At 67.0% G+C, this 18,078-nt stretch carries 17 protein-coding genes; 7 read left to right on the forward strand and 10 right to left on the reverse strand.

What is annotated here, in order from left to right; all coding sequences use genetic code 11:
* The 6 genes from CFB39_RS33155 to CFB39_RS33180 form a co-directional block, all read right to left on the reverse strand.
* Complete coding sequence (locus CFB39_RS33155; RefSeq protein ID WP_089476123.1) at positions 1-1,332, reverse strand: FAD-binding oxidoreductase; 1,332 nt, start codon at positions 1,330-1,332, stop codon at positions 1-3.
* 6 nt (positions 1,333-1,338) lie between these two features.
* Entirely contained in the window at positions 1,339-2,226 is an 888-nt protein-coding gene (locus CFB39_RS33160) for a dihydrodipicolinate synthase family protein (RefSeq protein WP_089476124.1), read from the reverse strand.
* Positions 2,227-2,387: 161 nt separating this feature from the next.
* Positions 2,388-3,683 carry a serine hydroxymethyltransferase gene (gene glyA, locus CFB39_RS33165; protein WP_089476125.1) on the reverse strand — a complete coding sequence of 432 codons (1,296 nt, stop codon included), beginning with the start codon at positions 3,681-3,683 and terminating at the stop codon, positions 2,388-2,390.
* A gap of 128 nt (positions 3,684-3,811) precedes the next feature.
* Complete coding sequence (locus CFB39_RS33170; protein WP_089476126.1) at positions 3,812-4,693, reverse strand: glycine betaine ABC transporter substrate-binding protein; 882 nt, start codon at positions 4,691-4,693, stop codon at positions 3,812-3,814.
* Between the two features lie 153 nt (positions 4,694-4,846).
* Positions 4,847-5,734 (reverse strand): proline/glycine betaine ABC transporter permease, encoded by an 888-nt coding sequence (locus tag CFB39_RS33175; protein WP_089476127.1) that lies wholly within the window; start codon positions 5,732-5,734, stop codon positions 4,847-4,849.
* Positions 5,731-7,020: a glycine betaine/L-proline ABC transporter ATP-binding protein gene (locus CFB39_RS33180; RefSeq protein WP_089476128.1), complete on the reverse strand. Its 1,290-nt coding sequence runs from the start codon at positions 7,018-7,020 to the stop codon at positions 5,731-5,733. The genes CFB39_RS33175 and CFB39_RS33180 overlap by 4 nt, the downstream gene beginning before the upstream one ends.
* 601 nt (positions 7,021-7,621) lie before the next feature.
* Between CFB39_RS33180 and CFB39_RS33185 the strand changes: the two genes are divergently transcribed.
* Positions 7,622-8,212, forward strand: coding sequence for a dimethylsulfonioproprionate lyase family protein (locus CFB39_RS33185; RefSeq protein ID WP_089476129.1), 591 nt, complete (start codon positions 7,622-7,624; stop codon positions 8,210-8,212).
* A 17-nt stretch (positions 8,213-8,229) separates the two neighbouring features.
* Here CFB39_RS33185 and CFB39_RS33190 read toward each other — a convergent pair whose 3' ends face one another.
* Genes CFB39_RS33190 through CFB39_RS33200 form a run of 3 tightly spaced genes read right to left on the reverse strand, consistent with a single transcriptional unit; the run spans position 8,230 to position 11,760 of the window.
* On the reverse strand, positions 8,230-9,384 hold the full coding sequence (locus CFB39_RS33190) for a porin (RefSeq protein ID WP_089476130.1): 1,155 nt from the start codon (positions 9,382-9,384) through the stop codon (positions 8,230-8,232).
* A gap of 34 nt (positions 9,385-9,418) precedes the next feature.
* The gene (locus CFB39_RS33195; protein ID WP_089476131.1) at positions 9,419-10,390 is read right to left on the reverse strand and encodes a sulfonate ABC transporter substrate-binding protein; all 972 of its coding nucleotides are present in this window, start codon (positions 10,388-10,390) and stop codon (positions 9,419-9,421) included.
* Between the two features lie 47 nt (positions 10,391-10,437).
* A complete protein-coding gene (locus tag CFB39_RS33200; RefSeq protein WP_089476132.1) occupies positions 10,438-11,760 on the reverse strand; it encodes an LLM class flavin-dependent oxidoreductase in 1,323 nt (440 codons plus the stop codon).
* A 143-nt stretch (positions 11,761-11,903) separates the two neighbouring features.
* Here CFB39_RS33200 and CFB39_RS33205 point away from each other — a divergent pair, with 143 nt between their 5' ends.
* Positions 11,904-12,956 carry a LacI family DNA-binding transcriptional regulator gene (locus tag CFB39_RS33205; protein WP_089476133.1) on the forward strand — a complete coding sequence of 351 codons (1,053 nt, stop codon included), beginning with the start codon at positions 11,904-11,906 and terminating at the stop codon, positions 12,954-12,956.
* A gap of 161 nt (positions 12,957-13,117) precedes the next feature.
* Here the strand turns inward: CFB39_RS33205 and CFB39_RS33210 are convergent, their stop codons facing one another.
* Entirely contained in the window at positions 13,118-13,687 is a 570-nt protein-coding gene (locus CFB39_RS33210) for a lipocalin family protein (RefSeq protein WP_089476134.1), read from the reverse strand.
* A 249-nt stretch (positions 13,688-13,936) separates the two neighbouring features.
* Here CFB39_RS33210 and CFB39_RS33215 point away from each other — a divergent pair, with 249 nt between their 5' ends.
* From CFB39_RS33215 to CFB39_RS33235, 5 genes are all read left to right on the forward strand, one after another.
* The gene (locus CFB39_RS33215) at positions 13,937-14,548 is read left to right on the forward strand and encodes a sigma-70 family RNA polymerase sigma factor (protein ID WP_089476135.1); all 612 of its coding nucleotides are present in this window, start codon (positions 13,937-13,939) and stop codon (positions 14,546-14,548) included.
* Positions 14,545-15,279 carry an anti-sigma factor domain-containing protein gene (locus CFB39_RS33220; RefSeq protein ID WP_089476136.1) on the forward strand — a complete coding sequence of 245 codons (735 nt, stop codon included), beginning with the start codon at positions 14,545-14,547 and terminating at the stop codon, positions 15,277-15,279. Before CFB39_RS33215 ends, CFB39_RS33220 begins: the two co-directional genes overlap by 4 nt.
* Before the next feature lie 151 nt (positions 15,280-15,430).
* A complete protein-coding gene (locus CFB39_RS33225; protein WP_089476137.1) occupies positions 15,431-16,264 on the forward strand; it encodes a DUF1295 domain-containing protein in 834 nt (277 codons plus the stop codon).
* A complete protein-coding gene (locus CFB39_RS33230) occupies positions 16,261-17,361 on the forward strand; it encodes a cyclopropane-fatty-acyl-phospholipid synthase family protein (protein WP_089476138.1) in 1,101 nt (366 codons plus the stop codon). Before CFB39_RS33225 ends, CFB39_RS33230 begins: the two co-directional genes overlap by 4 nt.
* Positions 17,358-17,978, forward strand: a complete 621-nt coding sequence (locus tag CFB39_RS33235) for a lipocalin family protein (protein ID WP_089476139.1) — start codon at positions 17,358-17,360, stop codon at positions 17,976-17,978. The genes CFB39_RS33230 and CFB39_RS33235 overlap by 4 nt, the downstream gene beginning before the upstream one ends.
* Positions 17,979-18,078 lie beyond the last annotated feature (100 nt).

The raw sequence follows: 18,078 nt of genomic DNA on the forward strand, positions 1-18,078 counted from the left end.
TCAAAGCTCGGCACCGGCCGAGAATTCCTTCGCCCAGATCGTCGCCGACACGGCAAGGTCGACGAGCGGCCGAACCGGCAGCGGCCGCGGATGCGGCTGCTTCAGCAACTGCTGCACGAGACTGTTCGATTCGCCGAGCGCGTATTCGGCGATCAGCTTGCCGGACGACGACCCGCGGCTCAGCCCGAGACCGTTGCAGCCGATCGCCTCGTAGAGACCGTCGTCGCGCTTGCCGAACAATGCGCCGTTGTTCGCGGACAGGCACAACGGCCCGCCCCACGTATATTCGAGTTCAACGCCACCGAGCATGGGGAAGCGGCGCTCGAACGAGCGCTGATGCAGATGCCGCGCCTTCGCGAGATCCGCAGGCGACACCCTCACGTCCGGCCTGAACGCGAAATGGTTACGCACGCAAATGCGATCGGTGATCAGGCGCCGCACCGTCGTGCCCATCGGATCGGCCGGAATCACCGCCCACGACCGCGTTCCGCCGAGCTTCGCGACTTCGTCGGCATTCATCTGCCGCGTGAGCGACGCGAACGTATAGACGGGCAGCAATCCGTTCGAATGGATGCCGAAGGTCGCTGCGTACGCATTCGTGCACAGGATGACCTGCTTTGCGACGAGGGTGCCGCCGGCGAAATGCAGCGCGCGCGTGTCGCCGCGCGGCTCGATCCGCGTGACCGGGCTGAGCTCGAACACCGTCACGTTGTCCGGCTGCGTGGCCGCGAGACCGCGCATCAGCGCGGCGGGCTGCACCGTGCTGCAGCCCGGCGTGAACAGCGCGCCCGTGTAGAAGTCGGTGCCGGTCACGGCCCGGATGGCCGGCTGGTCGAGCCACTCGAACGCTTCGCCGATGCGCGACAGGCCGTCCGCGAAATGCGCGAGCGCCGCGGCGCCCTTCCTGTTGACCGACGCGTGGAATTTGCCGTCGTCGCGCCAGTCGCAATCGATGCCGAAGCGCCGCACGATATCGCGCACATAGTCGATGCCATGGCGCTGGAACCGCACGTCGGCGCGGTCCTCGTCGATGCTGCGCGAGTAGCTTTCGCTGCTGATGTCGTGCGGCAGGTCGACGAAGAATCCGGAATTGCGCCCGGCAGTCGTGCGGCCGATCCGGTCGGCCTCCACGAGCGCGATCGACGCGCCGGGCGCGAGCTCCGCGAGCCGTCGCGCCGCGCACAGCCCCGTGATGCCGCCGCCGACGACGGCCCAGTCGAACCGGCCGTCGGACGTGACGGTGCGCGCGTCCGGTGCGGGCGGCAGGCTCTCCCACCAGCCGTTCATACCGTCCGGCGCCGGAAACCGCGCGAATTCCAGATTCGAACGCATGATGAATTACCGGCCGTTGCGCAGCAGCGGCTTCACGAGCTTCGCGAACGCGTCGCGCTCGTCGCCCGACAGCGCGCCAAGCGGTGCGCGTGCGACTCCGACCGGCAAACCGGCGAGCTCGCACCCGTAACGCACGTACTGAATGAACTTGCCGCTGCGCTCGAGCAGTTCGAGCACCGGCAGCAATTGCGTCATCAGCTTGCGGCCGGTCGCGAAATCGCCGCGCGTGACGCACGCATCGAACAGGTCGGTGTGTGCTTCCGGCAGGAAATTCGACGCACCGCCGACCCAGCTGCGCGCGCCCCATGCGAAGAACTCGAGCGCCTGGTCGTCCATGCCGCAACTCAGCACGAGCCGGCCGCTGAAATGCGTGGACAGGTGATGCAGATGCGCGATGTCGCCGGTGCTCTCTTTCATCGCGACGAAATTCTCGCGCCCGAGCAGCGTCTCGAGAATCCCGTCACCGATTTCGGTGCCGGTGCGGGCCGGAAAGTTGTACAGCATGATCGGCATGTCGAGCGCGTCGTCGATCGTGAGCAGGTGCGCGAGCAGTTCCTGCTGCGTCGGCTGCGCGTAGTACGGCGCTGCCACGAGCAGCGCATCCAGCCCCGCACGTTTCGCTTCGCGGCCGAGGCGCAGCACTTCCTTCGTCGTCGTCGCGTTGATGCCCGCGGTCAGGAACGTCTTGCCGCCGGCAGCAGCCGCGACCGTGTCGAACGTGCGCACGCGCTCGTCGAAGCTCAACGCGTAGTATTCGCCCGTCGTGCCGCCGACGCCGAGGCCGGACACGCGGCCGGCGAGATCAGCCGCATGCCGGCCCAGCAGCGCGTGATCGATTTCGCCGTCCGCGTCGAACGGGGTGACCAGCGGTGTGTGTACGCCCTCGAAGCTCATTTCAATTCCTCATTCAGGTGAGTGGGTGCCCGGTTGCCGTCGTTACGCAGGAGCCGGCACTGGACAAGACGTCGGCGCGCGCCACGCGTGTTTCGCGCAGCCACGCCGATCGATTCGTCATGCGGTTCTAACCATGCGTCCGCCCGATCCGGTTCCGGCGATCAGGCAAACGCGTCCGCGTGTGCATAGATCGGAAACTGGGCGCACAGATCGCGCACGCGAGTGCGGACCGCGCGCTCGACGCCCTCGTCCCCGTCCGGATTGCGCTCGAGCGCCGCCACGACCGCGAGGATCATGTCGCCGATCTGCTCGAACTGCGCGGGCCCGAAGCCGCGCGTCGTGCCGGCGGGCGTGCCGAGCCGGATCCCAGACGTGACGGTCGGGTTTTCCGTATCGAACGGAATTCCGTTCTTGTTGCAGGTGATGCCGGCACGCTCCAGCGCCTTCTCGGCCTGCATGCCGGTAATGCGCCGCGCGCGCAGGTCGACGAGCAGCAGGTGGTTGTCGGTGCCACCGGTAACGAGCGTCAGGCCGCCGGCCGTCAGCACCTGTGCGAGCGCTTGCGCGTTGAGCAGCATCTGGTCGATATAGCGCGTGAACTCCGGGCGCAGGGCTTCCGCGAAGGCCACCGCCTTGCCCGCGACGACATGCATCAGCGGGCCGCCCTGAAGCCCCGGAAATACCGCCGAGTTGATCTGCTTCGCGACGTCTGCGTGGTTCGTCAGGATGAAACCGCCGCGCGGGCCGCGCAGCGTCTTGTGCGTGGTCGACGTCACGACGTCGGCGAACGGCACCGGGTTTGGGTGGCGGCCGGCCGCGACGATGCCGGCGATATGCGCCATGTCGACCATCAGCTTCGCGTCGACGCTGTCGGCGATCTCGCGGAACGCAGCAAAATCCAGCGCGCGCGGATACGCGGAATAGCCCGCGATGATCAGCTTCGGCCGATGGCGCTGCGCGAGCCGGCGCACGTCGTCGTAATCGATGCGCTGCGTGTCCGGGCTCACGCCGTACTGCACCGCGTTGAACCACTTTCCCGACAGCGCGGGGCGTGCGCCATGCGTCAGGTGGCCACCCGCATCGAGCGACATCCCCATCACCGTGTCGCCCGGCTTGACGAGCGCGAGCATCACCGCGCCGTTGGCCTGCGCGCCCGAGTGCGGCTGCACGTTCGCGTGGCTCGCGTCGAACAGCGCGCACGCGCGGTCGATCGCGAGCGCCTCGATCCGGTCGACATGGTCGCAACCGCCGTAGTACCGGCGCGACGGATAGCCTTCCGCGTACTTGTTCGTCAACACGGTGCCCTGGGCTTCCAGCACCGCCGCGGACGCGATGTTTTCGGATGCAATCAGTTCGATCTGCGTCTGCTGGCGACGCAACTCCAACGCGATTTCAGATGCGATCACCGGATCGCGGCTCTGGAGTGTTTCGGCAAAAAAGCGGGCGTTCTCGTTCACTTGGTGACTCCGCGACGCGATTCGTTACGTGCTGCGTGGATTCAATGCACCGCGCGCTGCCAGGCCGGCGCCGTCGTGACGGCCCCAGGCCCCGGGCCGCCGGCATCGGCCAGCGCACGCGCGTGGCCCTATTGCTGCAGCCAGGCCTTCAGCTTCTCCGGATGGGTGTCGACGAACTTCTTCGCGGCGCTCGCGTAGTCGTTCGTGCTGTTGCCTTCGAACTCGATCGCCTCGACGTCGGCCAGCGTCAGCTTCAGGTGCTTGAAGAACACGTCGGCGCGCGGAAACTTGCCCGCGAACCTCTTCGATGCGAACGCGTGGATCTGCTCCTCACCGCCCAGCGTGCCCTTCGGGTCCTTCAGGTAACGCATCTGCCACTTCTGGAACAGCCAGTGCGGGCTCCAGACCGTCGCGACGATCCACTGCTTCGACTGGTACGCACGCGACACGCTGGCCAGCATCCCGGCCTCGCTCGACGCCTGGAGGGTGTAGCCATCCAGGCTGTAGCCCTTGATCGTCCGCTCCGACGCCTGCATCAGGCCGCCGCCCGGTTCGATGCCCTGGATCGTGCCGTTCAGCTTGCTCTTGACCTCCGGCTTGGTCAGGTCGGCGATCGACGACAGCTCCGACTCCGGAACGTAGGTCGGCACGGCCCAGCCGTTCTTGCCGCCGGTGTAGATAACGCCCACGTCATCCAGGTCGTTCTTGTACTTCGCGTAGTACGCACCGTGCGTGACCGGCAGCCAGCCACCGACCATGATGTCGAGATCGCCACGCGCGACGCCCTGATACTGGATGCCGATGTCGGCCTGCACGAACTGCACCGGCTGCTTGAGTTGCGTCTCGAGCACGTACTTCGCGACGTTGGCCACCGCGAGCACGTCCGCCCAGTTGGTGACCGCGATCTTGACCGGCTCCGCCGCCGACGCGGCACCCACACTTGCGCTGCAGGCGACCACCGTCGATATGGCAAGTTTCGCGAGAAGCGACTTGAACGTATTGGTATTCATCTAGTACTCCTTTTTAATCACGCGAATCTTTCGAAGATGAGGAACGCCTTCGATCGGCGTTTCCGGTCTCCACGAACTGCTACACCGGTTCCGCCGCGACACCGTGGCCGCGGCGCTTCATCGTCCTTCAATGATCGTCGACTGCCGTGTCCGTCAGGTCCGTGCCGCGCCGCGCGGCTCAGCCTTGCCGGCGCGCGCGAGCGGCCTTTTCACCTTCTTCTTCGCCTTCACGCCGAAGCTCTCGGTCAGGCGATCCAGCACGATCGCGAGCAGCACGACGCCGAGCCCGCCTTCGAAGCCGATCCCGATGTCGAGACGCTGGATCCCGCTCAGCACGTATTCGCCGAGGCCGCCCGCACCGATCATCGACGCGACCACCACCATCGACAGCGCCATCATGATCGTCTGGTTCACGCCGGCCATGATCGACGGCAATGCGTTCGGCAGCTGGACCTTCCACAGCAGCTGCCAGTCGGTGCTGCCGAACGAACGGCCGGCCTCGATCAATTCCTCGCGCACCTGCCTGATGCCGAGTGTCGTCAGCCGCACGACGGGCGGCATCGCGAACACGATCGTCGCGATCACCGCCGGCACGCGTCCGAGCCCGAACAGGATCACGGCCGGGATCAGGTACACGAATGCGGGCATCGTCTGCATGAAGTCGAGCAGCGAGCGCAGGATCATGCCGATCCGGTTGTTGCGCGCCCCCCAGATGCCGAGCGGCACACCGATCACGAGGCTGAAGAATGTCGCCGCGGTAACGAGCGCGAGGGTCGACACCGTCTGCGCCCACAGGCCCATGTAATGGATGACAAACAGCGCGCAACCGACGAAGATCGAAAACACGACGCCCCGGCGCCACAGCGCGAGGCCCACCAGGATCACGACCATCGCGATGAACGGCACGGCGGCGAGACCGTCCTCGAGCAGCTTCACGACTGCGCCGAGGCCCGCCGAGAACGTGTCGAAGCCGCCACGGAAATGCAGAAACAGAAAGTTGACGACATTCTCCGCGAACTTCCCGATCACCGACGAATTCATGCTGCCCTCCGTTGCATCATCTGCTTGAGTATCGTCCGGCAGGACACGACGCCCGCCAGTCGTCCCACTCCGTCCGTCACCGGCACGTCGTGCTGCTGCGTCAGCGCGATCGACGCGAGCCGATGCAGGTCCGTATCGATCGACACCGCGTTGAAGTCGTTCAGGAACGCGTCGCGAATCGGCTTCGCGCCGGACCGGTGCAGCGTGGCGGGTGTGACGCAGCCAAGGTAACGGCCGGATTCGTCGCACACGTAGCCGCATTCCGCGCCGCTGTCGATCAGCTGGTTCAGATAACGGTCGGACGGCGTGAGCGCATCGCAGCGAAGCAGCCCGCGCTCGACCGGCGTCATCATGCTCGATGCCTTCATGAAGCGCGACACGTCGACGTTGCGGAAGAAGTCCTGCACGTACGCGTCGGCCGGCGTCTGGATGAGTTCGGCGGGCGTGCCGACCTGGATCAGGCAACCGTCCTTCATGATGCCGATGCGGCCGCCGATCTTGACGGCTTCCTCGATATCGTGGGAGATGAACACGATCGTGCGCTGCTCTTCTTTCTGCAGGCGCAGCAGCTCGTTCTGCATTTCGAAGCGGATCAGCGGGTCGAGTGCGGAGAATGCCTCGTCCATCAGCAGCACCGACGGATTCACCGCCAGTGCGCGGGCGAGACCGACACGCTGCTGCATGCCGCCGGACAACTCGCTCGGCAGCAGTTTCTCGTACGAGCCGAGACCGACGCGCTCCAGCGCCGCGCGCGCGAGCTCGTAGCGCTGCGCCTTCCTGATCCCCGCGACTTCGAGCCCGTACGCGATGTTGTCGAGCACGGTGCGGTTCGGCAGCAGCGCGAACGACTGGAACACCATCGCCATCTTCTGGCGCCGGACGTCGCGCAGTTCCGGCGTCGACATCGGTGCGATGTCGCGGCCTTCGAGCACGACCTGCCCGGCCGTCGGCTCGATCAGCCGGTTCAGCAATCGGACGAGCGTCGACTTCCCCGAACCCGACAGCCCCATGATCACGAAGATCTCGCCGGCGCGCACGCTCAGGCTCACGTCGTTGACCGCGACCATGTTGCCGGTTTCCGCGAAGATCTCGTTGCGCCCGACGCCGCGCTTCATCATCTCGATCGCACGTTCGGGCTTCGGCCCGAAAATCTTCGACAGGTGCTTGACGGTCAGGATGTCCGCTCCGGTCGCGATACTTGACCGTGCAATCGACGGCGCATCGCCGGCGTGGATTGCTCCGGGGGGAAGTACGTCGCCCGGCGCAAACGTCATATTTGGAGCCATTCTGTCATCCCGACTGACTGGTAAGGGAAGCCGCGAACTTCGTCCGGGTCGTCATCGATCTCCCGCCTGGCGTGGGCCCGATGCCGCTCCTGCGTGGTTGACGGCGCTGATGCAGTGAATGCAGCGTATCAATCCAATTTCGTCGCTCCAGCTACATTTTCTGTGCGCTTTTCCATACCTTTGGTAATGCATCGTTTCGGGGCGAAAAGGCGTGATCGCCGCAAAACGGTGCGAAACAGGCGAAAAGCAATACCGGCGCGGCTGAGTGGCATTTTGCGGGGACGGCGGCCCAGCGGAGCGCGCAGCGCGCTCAAGCGTCCGCTAGGGGAAAATCCCGACGCGGGGACCTAAGGGAAACTACCGAGAAATCAGGCCAGCGACTTCGCGAGCCGCTTTGGATCATTCGTACATGACGAATTGCCCGCTGCCCCCTATCAGGGTGCCGGCGGCTGTCGATCGACTGCGCGCCTACCGCGCGGCAACCGCGGCACGCAGATGGCGGCCAATGCCAAGCCCGTCACGCTTTTTCGCTGCCCGCATCGACAGGTTTTGCCTAGACTTTCGCTGATTGGCCTACATCACTCAGGGAGCAGCAAGCAGCATGCATGAACGCCCGAAGCCCATCGCGGATTTCGTCCGGATCGCCGGCGAACTGTTCCAGTCGGAAAAGCTGCACGCCGCCGCGCGCGCGTTCGCGCCGCACGTCTTCACACGATTGCAGCAGCCGTCGGACAACGGCGTGCGCAACGCAGTGCGCTACCCCGCATGCGAATGGCTTGGCCCGGCGCTTCAGGCCGTCGCACGCGTGAACCCGACGTTCGCCGCCGTCGCGCGGCTGATCGTGTCGATGGAGCCGGTCGTCGGCTGGACGCGCCGTACATCAGGAAAGGACGGTAGCCCGAACTACATCGAAGGGCACGTGAACGGAATGATCTGCGGGCCCGGCGGCGCCGAAAGCCGCGACGACATTCAACTCGGCTTCTCGCTGATGATGCCCGGCGTGCGTTACCCCGATCACGGCCACGCGCCGGAGGAGGCCTACGTGCTGATGACCGCCGGCGAATTCCGGCAGCAGAACGGCGATTGGTTCGATCCCGGGATCGGCGGCGGCATCCACAACCCGCCCGGCGCGCTGCATGCGATGCGCTCCGGCGACGCGCCGCTCCTCGCGATCTGGTGCCTGCTGAATTGAACCGTCGATCGTCGCGATCAGAACGACGTTCGAATGCCAGCCGTCACCGCCCATGGGTCGAATCCCGGCGTCACAGTCGCCGCCGGGTTGTTCAGCAGCGCGAATCCTTGTGTCGAATGACTGTTGTTCAGGATCGTCGTCGCGAAACCGTACAGCTGCGTGCGCTTCGACAGGTAGTACACGTAGCCGACATCGCAAGCGATCGCGCGCGCATCGCCATTCTCGATACGCCGCGACACGCCGACGTTGATGTCGCCGAACCCGACGCGCACGCGGGCATTGAGCAACGCGGCGGACGCGAACCATCCCGTGCCGTCGGTACGCTTCGAATACACGTAATTCCCGCCCACCACCATGCGACCGAAATCGTATGCGGCGGTCAGTACATGCGTGAGCTGCGACGACGCGTCGGATGCCGTCGCGCTCGCGTAGTACTGGTAGCGGTTGAAGCCGTAGCCGACCAGCACGCCGTTCTTCGCGTACTGGAGGTTCGCGCCGACGTTGCGCGCGTTCAGCGTCTGCCCGGCAGGATCCTGCGCACCGAACGAATAGCCGATCTCGCTCGACCAGCCGCCGAGCGCTTCCGGCGTCCGGTAGCGCACCGCGTTCCGGTAGAACCCGCCGGTGCCGCTCGAACCGAGCGTCGTCGTGTGTTCGAGCGACATGATCGCGGCTGGATTCGCGAGCCCGTACGTGCCGACGTCGGAAGCGAGAAACACCCAGTAGATCGGCAGGTACAGATAGCCGGCGTCGACGCTGCCGAACGGCCCCGACAGCCCGACCGATGCGCCCCGATTGAACTCCGTCGCGCCGCCTCCCATCCCCGAGTCGATATTGAAGCCCGTCTCGAGCCGGAAATTCGCGCGATAGCCGCCGCCGAGATCTTCCTTGCCGAGCAGCCCGAAGCGCGATGCCTGCAGGTTGCCGCTGGCCGCCGACGCGGTCGTTCCAGTCGTGCTGTTGAAGCGGCCGTACTGCACGGCTGCATCGACGATGCCGTACATGACCAGCGTCGACTGCGCATGCCCGGCGTGGCTGGCGCAGGCGAGCGCGACGGCACCGGCGGTGCGCAGCCCGGTTTTCAGTCGGGGCGTGAAGCGAAGGCGCCAGCGCAATGCGGCGGCGCGGCGAACGGGACGGATGGCGGCGGTACGGGAAGCGAGTCGGTTCATGACAGCGGCTCTGCGAGGCGAGTGGAGTATCGAGTCAGCGGGTGAAGGAAACCGGGTGTGCAATATCAGCGACCTGGATCGCACGCGGAATGACGTTCGCTCGACGGAACGTATCCGCAACGCGTTGCTGTGCGCCGAGCACGGTCGAATTGACGGGCAGCAGCCCGAATGCGGATCGTGCGAGATAGCGCTCGACGACGGGCTGCGGCACCCCGATCTCGCGAGCAATCAACTGTGCGGCGTCGCTGCGATGAGCGGCCGTCCACGCGTCGCCTCGCGCGACCGCCGACAGCACGTCCGACAACACCTCGGGGTGGGCCTTCGCGAAATCCGGCGCACCGAGAAAGAAGCTGTACGGCTGCACGATGCCCGACGCATAGTCGGCGATCGTGCGCACGCCGAGCGTCTGCTGGACGACCGCGAGATACGGATCCCAGATGACCCACGCGTCAACCTTGCCGCCTTCGAAGGCCGCGCGTGCGTCGGCGGGCGACAAAAAGGCGGGCTTGATGTCCGCATAGGTCAGGCCGGCTTTTTCGAGCGCGGCGACGATCAGGTAGTTCGAACTCGACCCGCGGGCGAATGCCACCGTCCGCCCTTTCAGGTCGGCGACCGACTTGAGCGGCGAGCCGTCGAGCACGATGATGGCCTCGTTGTGCGGGCCGGCGGGTTCGGCCGCCAGGTAGACGATGCGGCTGCCCGCCGCCTGCGCGAAGATCGGCGGCGGCGAGCCCGTATAGCCGAGATCGATCGAGCCGGCATTCATCGCCTCGAGCAGCGGCGGCCCGGCCGGGAATTCGGTCCATGCGATGTCGAAGCCGCGCGCGGCGAGCGGCTTGTCGAGCGAGCGCTGCGCCTTCAGCAGCGTGAGCGGCGTGCCCTTCTGGTAGCCGATGCGCAGCGTGCGGCCGGTGTCGGCCTGCGCGCCGCCGGCGAATGGCCCAGCGAACGCGGCCACGGTTGCGGCCTGTGCGGTGCGGAGAAACGAACGTCGGGAAAACTTCATGATCGGAGATTCCTTATCGGATGGATTCGACGGGACGCATGGGTGCGCTACGCCCGCACCGGTCGCTGCAACCCCAGATGCTCGCGCAACGTGCGGCCGGTGTAGGCCGTGCGGAACAGCCCGCGCCGCTGCAACTCGGGCACGACGAGCGAACAGAACGCATCGAGGCCGCCCGGCAGTTCGGCCGGCATCACGTTGAAGCCGTCGGCCGCGTCGCGCTCGAACCACGTCTGCATCAGGTCGGCCACGGTTGTCGCACTGCCGACCACCGTCACGTGCCCGCGTCCCGCCGCGATGCGCAGCACCAGTTCGCGGATCGTCAGGCGCTCGTCGCCGGCCAGCGCGGTCAGGAGTGCCTGGCGGCTGCGCTGGCCGCTGTCCGTGAGCGGCAAATCCGGCAACGGACCGTCGAGCGGATAGCCGGACAGGTCGAAGTTGCCGAGCATCCGCGCCAGCATCGCGACGCCCGCGACCGGATCGACGAGCGCCTGCAGCGCGTCGAACCGCTCGCGCGCCTCGTCGTCGGTACGCGCGACGACGACCGACAGGCCCGGCATGATCTTCACGTCGCCCGGCGCGCGGCCCGCGGCAACCGCACGCGCCTTCATGTCGCGGTAGAACGCCTGCGCGGCATCCAGCCGTGCGTGCGCGGTGAACACGACGTCGGCCGTCTGCGCGGCGAGGTCGCGCCCCGCCTCCGACGAGCCCGCCTGCACGACGACGGGCCATCCCTGCACCGGGCGCGGCACGTTGAGCGGGCCCGCCACGGAGAAATGCGGGCCGCGATGATCGAGCACGCGCAGCGTGGACGCGTCGTAGTACACGCCGCTCGCCTTGTCGCGCACGAAGCTGTCGTCGGCCCAGCTGTCCCACAGGCCCGTCACGACGCGATGGAATTCCCGGGCGCGCGCATAGCGCTCGTCGTGACCGACGTGTTCGGCGCGGCCGAAGTTGTGCGCCTCCGCCGCGTTGTCGGACGTCACGAGATTCCAGCCGGCCCGCCCGCCGCTGATGTGGTCGAGCGACGCAAACTTGCGCGCGATGTGATACGGCTCGTTGTAGGTCGTCGTCGCCGTGGCGATCAGGCCGATGCGCTCCGTGACCGCCGCGAGCGCAGGCAGCAGCGTCAGCGGATCGAGCCGGTCGGAACGGGCCGATCGCGCGGCGCCGTCGCCCACGTTCGCGGCGACACTGTCCGCGACGAAGATCGCGTCGAAGCACGCGCGTTCCGCCGTGCTCGCCAGCGCCGCATACGCACGAAAATCCGTGCCGCCATCGGCCTGCACGTCCGGATGCCGCCACGCGGCTGCATGGTGTCCGGTCTCCATCAGAAAGGCCCCAAGGTGCATGAGGCGGGAAGCTGTCGTCATCCGATATCCTGTCGCGAAAGCAGCGCCTCACCACCGGGCCACGCATCGTTTCGTGCTGGCGACCGCGCTTGGTTAGCGCTAACATTGACAGGCAGTTTCCCGTGGCGAATGAGCCGCGTCAAATAACGAAATCAGCGGAACATATGTCCGATTCGACTAAAAGCGATGCGCGTCCCCGCCGCACGTCGGGACGCCTGACCCTGCGCGACGTGGCCGAGCACGTCGGCGTGTCGCAGATCAGCGTGTCGCGCTATTTCCAGGATCCGGCGCGGCTGTCCGCGCCGCTGCGCGAGCGGATCGCCGACGCGGTCGCTGAACTCGGCTACGTGCCGAATCTCGTCGCAGGCGGGCTCGCATCGGCGCGCAGCCGTGTCATCGGCATGGTGATTCCGAACATCTCGGGGCCCATCTTTGCGAACACGATCCAGAGCTTCAGCGACGAGGTCACGGCACACGGTTACCAGTTGCTGCTCGCATCGAGTTATTTCTCGACGGATCTCGAGGAGAATGCGGTGCGTGGATTGCTCGGGTGGTCGCCGGCGGCGCTCGTGCTCACGTCGCACTTCCATTCCCCGGGCACCGAGGAACTGATCGAACAGACGCAGGTGCCCGTGCTCGAAACGTGGGACTTCCAGCCACGGCGCAAACCGCTGCAGATCGGCTTCGTGCACCAGGAAGCCGGACGCATCGCGGCGCGTCATCTGGTGGAACGCGGCTATCGACGCATCGCGTTCGTGCTGAACAGCGCGGCGGGCGACGCAAGCGCGCGCGAGCGTTGCGATGGTTATACCGAGATCATGCGCGAGCATGGGCGTCAGCCGATCGTGTTTGCACCGACCGAAGCGCAACCGATGCACGCAGGGCGCGAGGCGCTGCTCGCGCTGTGTTCCGTACGCCGCACGGCCGACGCGATCATCTTCGCGAACGACAATCTCGCGTTCGGTGCGCTGCTGTCCGCGCCCGGCGCAGGCATTCGCGTTCCGGAGCAATGCGCGATCGTCGGCTTCGGCGACTATCCGATGGCGGAAATGCTGACGCCGGGCCTGACGACCGTGCGGCCACCCGCGCGTGAAATCGGCATCACGGCGGCCACGCGGATCTTCCAGCTTCTGCAGGCGGATCCGCCGGCGTTCGACACGCTTCGCAAAGGCCAGCGACCGATGTCGTGCCAACTGATTATCCGGGCGAGCAGTTAACTGCCGAAGGCAACGAACCGGATTTCGCGTTCAGCGACCGTAGGCCAAAGAGCATCATCCCGCCTTTCGCCGCCGCCATCAGCCACGGCCGCGCGCAACCGCGGCGCTCGGCTTTGCTCCCGGCCCGACGGCGCCGTACACGCATGCCGCACGCGGTCGCCCTAATGCACAGTGCGCCGCAACATCGTCGTGTCGTAACCGAGCGCCCGCACCCGTTCGACAAGCGCCGCGGCCTGTTCAGCGGAGGGCTTCGCATCGCGCGTCAGGATCCACAGGAACCGCCCCGACGGTTCACCGACGATCGACCATGCGTAGTCGTCGGCGCGATCGAGCACCCAGTAATCGCCGAAGAAGAACGGCCCGAAGAACGACACTTTCAGCTTTGCGCCGCCGCTGTCGGCCACGATCTTCGCGCGCCCGTCGGCGCTTCGCGCGCGGCCGTCCGGCCCGCCTTCGTGGCAAGTATTACGCACGCCGACAAGACCGTCTTCCCGCTTCGCATACTCGGCCGTCACGCCGTCGCATCCGCGCTCGAAGCGGTTTTCATACCGCGCGAACTCGTACCATCTGCCGACGTAGCGATCGAGATCGACGGATTTCGCGGGTTGCGGAACGTGTGCATTCCCGCTGGGCCCGCCGGCGAGGCCTGCACATCCCGCCAGCACCAGGGCGGCGCCCGCCACGATCACGCCCGCCGCCCACAGCGGTCGGCCCACGATACTTCGCTTCATTGAATCACGCTCCAGACACGAAACCCGGTCATTGTGCACTCAACGACGGTAGTCGGCCGCATTCGCCGCACGTTGCGGCTGCCTGCATCCGCGCGGACGCGTCGCTCGTATCTGGTTGAAGATTTCACGGCGGGCGTCGCGCTGCACAACGTGCAGCGGGCGCGCCGCCGATCGTTCGATCAGAGGCATCCGGGAGTGCTATATTTCGCTCGACATCCACATCATGGCGGTCCGCGCCATCCACTTCGCATGAGCGACACGCCAGGCGGTGCCAGCGGCTTCGATCAGTCAGCCCCTTCGCGCGATGCCGATGCGGATGCCGCGCGCCGCGAACATCTGAATCGGGTGATGCTTCAGGCAGCCGCCGGCGATCAGGCGGCTTTCGCGGAGTTGTATCAGCTGACCGCGTCGCGGGTGTTCGGGACAATCGTGCGCATGCTTCACGATCACGGCGAAGCCGAGGATATTCTCCAGGAGGTCTACACGACCGCATGGCGACGCATCGACACGTTCGACCCGGCGCGCGGCGGCGCGATGACGTGGCTGATCACGCTGGCACGCAACAAGGCGATCGACCGCTTGCGGCAGCATCGCGACGCGCAACTCGACGACGAACAGGCGCTTGAGCTTCCCGCCGATGATCCGACGCCCGCCGCGCTGGCGGAGGCCTCGCAGGAGCGCCAGCGCCTCGAGCGCTGCCTTGCGCAACTCGATCCGCAGCAGGGCCGCGCGGTGCGCGAGGCCTTCTTCAGCGGCGCGACCTACAGTGAGCTGGCAGCGCGACTGCGTGTGCCGCTCGGAACCATGAAGAGCTGGATCCGGCGCAGCCTGATGCAGCTGAAGGTGTGTCTGGAGCAATGAATACGCCGGCCGATCACGATCCCGAATTGCGCTGCGCGGAATACGCGCTCGGCGTGCTCGACGCAGACGCGCGCCGCGAGCTGGAGCAGTCCGCCGCTCGCGACCCGGCGTTGCAAGCCACGCTCGAGCGCTGGCAGCGCCGCCTCGCCCCGCTCGCGGACGACGTCACGCCCGTCGACCCGCCCGCGCGAACCTGGACGAGAATCCAGCACCAACTGGGCTTCATCCCGCCGCCGCGCACACGCGGCGCTGCGCCCTCCGCCGGATGGTGGAACAGCCTGCGACTGTGGCGCTGGGTCGGCATGGGCGCGAGCGTGGCAGCGCTCGGGCTGCTCACGGTCAACGTGATCCGGGTGGGCGAAGCGCCGCCGCGCCCCGCTGCCGAGGACAGCCACTACATGGCGGCCACGCTGGCACAAACGGATGGCGTCGCACGGTGGACCGCCACGGTCGACTTGCGGCGTGCCCGAATGGTCGTGGTGCCCGCGAACACGCCGCCGATCGCCGCGGACCGCTCGACGGAGCTCTGGCTGATTCCGCCGAATGCGAAGCCGATCTCGCTCGGCGTATTCGCGTCGAACGCCCCGGCGTCGATGACGCTGCCGCCAGCGATCGTCGCGCGACTCGATGCACGCGCGGTGCTCGCCGTATCGCTCGAGCCTCGCGGCGGCTCGCCGAGCGGTCAACCCACCGGGCCGGTGCTCGCCACCGGCGCGATGCACACCACTTGACGCGCGCAACGCGCGCTCGACCCGTCAAGCGCGGCGGCGTGCCGCCCGCCGCCGTCTCGCTCGACGGGATCACGCCGCATCTCGTCGCATCCGTCTGCATCCGTTCGGTCGCCGGCTCCGTATAAGGGGATATCGCGCCCTCGGAGCCCGTATGCCCGCCGTCGTCGTTGCCCTCCTCGCCTTCGTCGGACTGATCCTGTCCTTCACGGCGGTGTGGATTATCCAATTGCAATCCCGGAACGCCGGGATGATCGATCCGGTCTGGGCCGCGACGCTGGGCGGCGTAGCCGTGTTCGTCGCCGTGCTGGCGACCGGCCCGGAACTGAATCGTGCGCTCGTTGCCGCCGGCGGCGGCATCTGGGGGCTGCGACTCGCGCGGCACCTGTGGCGGCGCAATCGCGGGCAGCCGGAGGACCCGCGCTATCGAGAGTTCCGCCTGCAGTGGGGCGACGCCGCGCCGCGCAACATGTTCTGGCTGTTCCAGTTGCAGGCGCTGATCTCGATGCTGCTGTCGATCGCGTTCTTCATCCCCGCCTACAGCGCGGCAGCCCCGTCCCGGTTCGCGATTGCCGCGGCAGTCGCGATCTGGATCGCCGCCGTCGCCGGAGAGACGGCCTCCGACCGGCAACTCAAGCGGTTTCTCGCGGATCCCGACCACGGCGGCCAGGTCTGTCGCGCCGGCTGGTGGCGCTATTCGCGGCACCCCAACTATTTTTTCGAGTGCGTGCACTGGCTCGCCTACACGGCCCTGGCGATCGGCATGCCGTGGGGCTGGCTGACGCTGTTCCCGCCCGTCCTGATGGCATGGCTGCTGCTCAAGGTATCCGGCTTGCCGCTGCTCGAAGCGCGTCTGGTGCAAAACCGGCCGGGCTACCGCGAGTACATGCGCACGACCAGCGCCATCGTTCCGTGGCCTCCGAGGCCGGCGCCCGGCCCTTCCCCCACTCGATCCGATCACCCTGACGACCGGAGCACGCGATCATGACCGCTACCACCTCGCAACCGTCGCCGGCCTCGGCGGCGGCACCCCACGACACCTGGCTGATCCGCTGCTGCGAGCGCGGCTGGCTGCCGGACCGGCTGATCCGGGCCGGCATGCGCTCGCTCATGCGGCAACGCCTGCGCGCCGAACACGCGGATGACGGCGAGCAGCGCGCGGCGGCCCACGACACGCTGGTGCGCGAACTAAGCGCGAGCCCGATCGCAATCGAGACGCTCGCGGCGAACACGCAGCATTACGAAGTGCCCGGCAGCTTCTTCGAGGCCCATCTCGGCCCGCGGCTCAAATATTCGTGCGGCTATTACCCGCGTGGCGACGAAACGCTGTCGCAGGCGGAGGAGGCCATGCTGGCGTTGTACGCGCAGCGCGCAAGGCTGGCGGACGGCCAGCGCATGCTCGACCTCGGATGCGGCTGGGGTTCGCTGTCGCTCTGGCTCGCCGAGCGGTATCCGGCGGCGCAGATCGTCGGCCTGTCGAATTCGCACGGCCAACGCCACTTCATCGAGCGATGCGCGGCGCAGCGCGGGCTGACGAATCTGCACATCGTGACCGGCAACGTGGTGGAGTTCGACTTCGATCCCGCGGACGCCGGCTTCGACCGCGTGCTCTCGATCGAGATGTTCGAGCACATGAAGAACTACGGGCAATTGCTCGCCAAAATCGCGCGCTGGATGCACGACGACGGCAAGCTCTTCGTGCACATCTTCGCGCATAAGCTGCTCGCCTATCACTTCGCGGTGCGCGACGACACCGACTGGATGTCGCGCCATTTCTTCACGGGCGGGACGATGCCGTCGGCCGACCTGCTGCTGCGGTTCCAGGACGACGTGCGCATCGCGCGCCAATGGTGGCTCGACGGGACGCACTACGCCCGCACGGCCAATCAGTGGCTCGCGTCGCTCGATGCGGCGCGCCACCGGATCATGCCGATTTTCGAGACGGTCTACGGCGCCGACGCCCGCCTCTGGTTCCAGCGCTGGCGGATGTTCTACATGGCGGTCGCCGAGCTGTTCGGCTATGCCGACGGGCAGGAATGGGGCGTCGCCCACTACCTGTTCGACAAGCGCCCGGGTCTCGCGTGAGGGCCGCGATCCCGTACCGGGTTCTCCGCCGCGTCGCCGCCACGGTCGTGACGGCGCTCGCGATCGGGGCCGCCGGGTGCTCGGGCAGCCCGCCGAACCCGAATCCGCGCGCCGCCGTTCCGCTGTCGACCGTACCCGTCGACTTGCCGCGCTACATGGGCCGCTGGTACGTGATCGCGAACATCCCGTATTTCGCGGAACGCGGCTTCGTCGGCAGCCGCGCCGAGTGGCGCCTGCGTGACGACGGCCGGATCGACGACGCATTCGTCGGCCGCGACGGCGGCTTCGACCAGCCCGAGAAGCACTATCGGTTCGTCGACGCCGTCAAGCCCGGCAGCGGCGGTGGCGAATGGCGCGTGCGGCTGTTCTGGCCGGTATATGTCACGCAACTGACGCTCTACGTCGACCCCGACTACCGGTACACGATCCTCGGCTACCCGGGCAAGACGCTCGGCTGGATCTTCTCGCGCGCGCCGACGATGGACGAGGCCACCTATCGCTCGCTGCTCGCCCGGCTCGATGCAATGGGTTACGACACGTCGCGCTTCAGGCGGGTGCCGCAAACCCCGGACCAGCTCGGCAAGCCGGGCTTCGCGTCGCCCGGCGATCACGAATGACCACCGCCCCTGCATCCGCCGCGCGCGGTGCGTCGTATATCAGCACATGTGATTCCCGAACCTGCACTTGTGACTGACGGAGACCCTTCGCGATGCACCC

Origin of the sequence: Burkholderia sp. AU6039 (assembly GCF_002223365.1) — a bacterium.
Classification (GTDB): Bacteria; Pseudomonadota; Gammaproteobacteria; order Burkholderiales; family Burkholderiaceae; genus Burkholderia.

Bases quoted from the DNA above. Each gene is read 5' to 3' on its own strand.
- CFB39_RS33180 (WP_089476128.1), bottom strand. From the start codon at position 7,020: ATGGCTCCAAATATGACGTTTGCGCCGGGCGACGTACTTCCCCCCGGA.
- CFB39_RS33175 (WP_089476127.1), bottom strand. From the start codon at position 5,734: ATGAATTCGTCGGTGATCGGGAAGTTCGCGGAGAATGTCGTCAACTTT.
- CFB39_RS33200 (WP_089476132.1), bottom strand. From the start codon at position 11,760: ATGACGACAGCTTCCCGCCTCATGCACCTTGGGGCCTTTCTGATGGAG.
- CFB39_RS33230 (WP_089476138.1), top strand. From the start codon at position 16,261: ATGACCGCTACCACCTCGCAACCGTCGCCGGCCTCGGCGGCGGCACCC.
- CFB39_RS33155 (WP_089476123.1), bottom strand. From the start codon at position 1,332: ATGCGTTCGAATCTGGAATTCGCGCGGTTTCCGGCGCCGGACGGTATG.
- CFB39_RS33205 (WP_089476133.1), top strand. From the start codon at position 11,904: ATGTCCGATTCGACTAAAAGCGATGCGCGTCCCCGCCGCACGTCGGGA.
- CFB39_RS33195 (WP_089476131.1), bottom strand. From the start codon at position 10,390: ATGAAGTTTTCCCGACGTTCGTTTCTCCGCACCGCACAGGCCGCAACC.
- CFB39_RS33210 (WP_089476134.1), bottom strand. From the start codon at position 13,687: ATGAAGCGAAGTATCGTGGGCCGACCGCTGTGGGCGGCGGGCGTGATC.
- CFB39_RS33220 (WP_089476136.1), top strand. From the start codon at position 14,545: ATGAATACGCCGGCCGATCACGATCCCGAATTGCGCTGCGCGGAATAC.
- CFB39_RS33190 (WP_089476130.1), bottom strand. From the start codon at position 9,384: ATGAACCGACTCGCTTCCCGTACCGCCGCCATCCGTCCCGTTCGCCGC.
- CFB39_RS33170 (WP_089476126.1), bottom strand. From the start codon at position 4,693: ATGAATACCAATACGTTCAAGTCGCTTCTCGCGAAACTTGCCATATCG.
- CFB39_RS33215 (WP_089476135.1), top strand. From the start codon at position 13,937: ATGAGCGACACGCCAGGCGGTGCCAGCGGCTTCGATCAGTCAGCCCCT.
- CFB39_RS33225 (WP_089476137.1), top strand. From the start codon at position 15,431: ATGCCCGCCGTCGTCGTTGCCCTCCTCGCCTTCGTCGGACTGATCCTG.
- CFB39_RS33185 (WP_089476129.1), top strand. From the start codon at position 7,622: ATGCATGAACGCCCGAAGCCCATCGCGGATTTCGTCCGGATCGCCGGC.
- CFB39_RS33160 (WP_089476124.1), bottom strand. From the start codon at position 2,226: ATGAGCTTCGAGGGCGTACACACACCGCTGGTCACCCCGTTCGACGCG.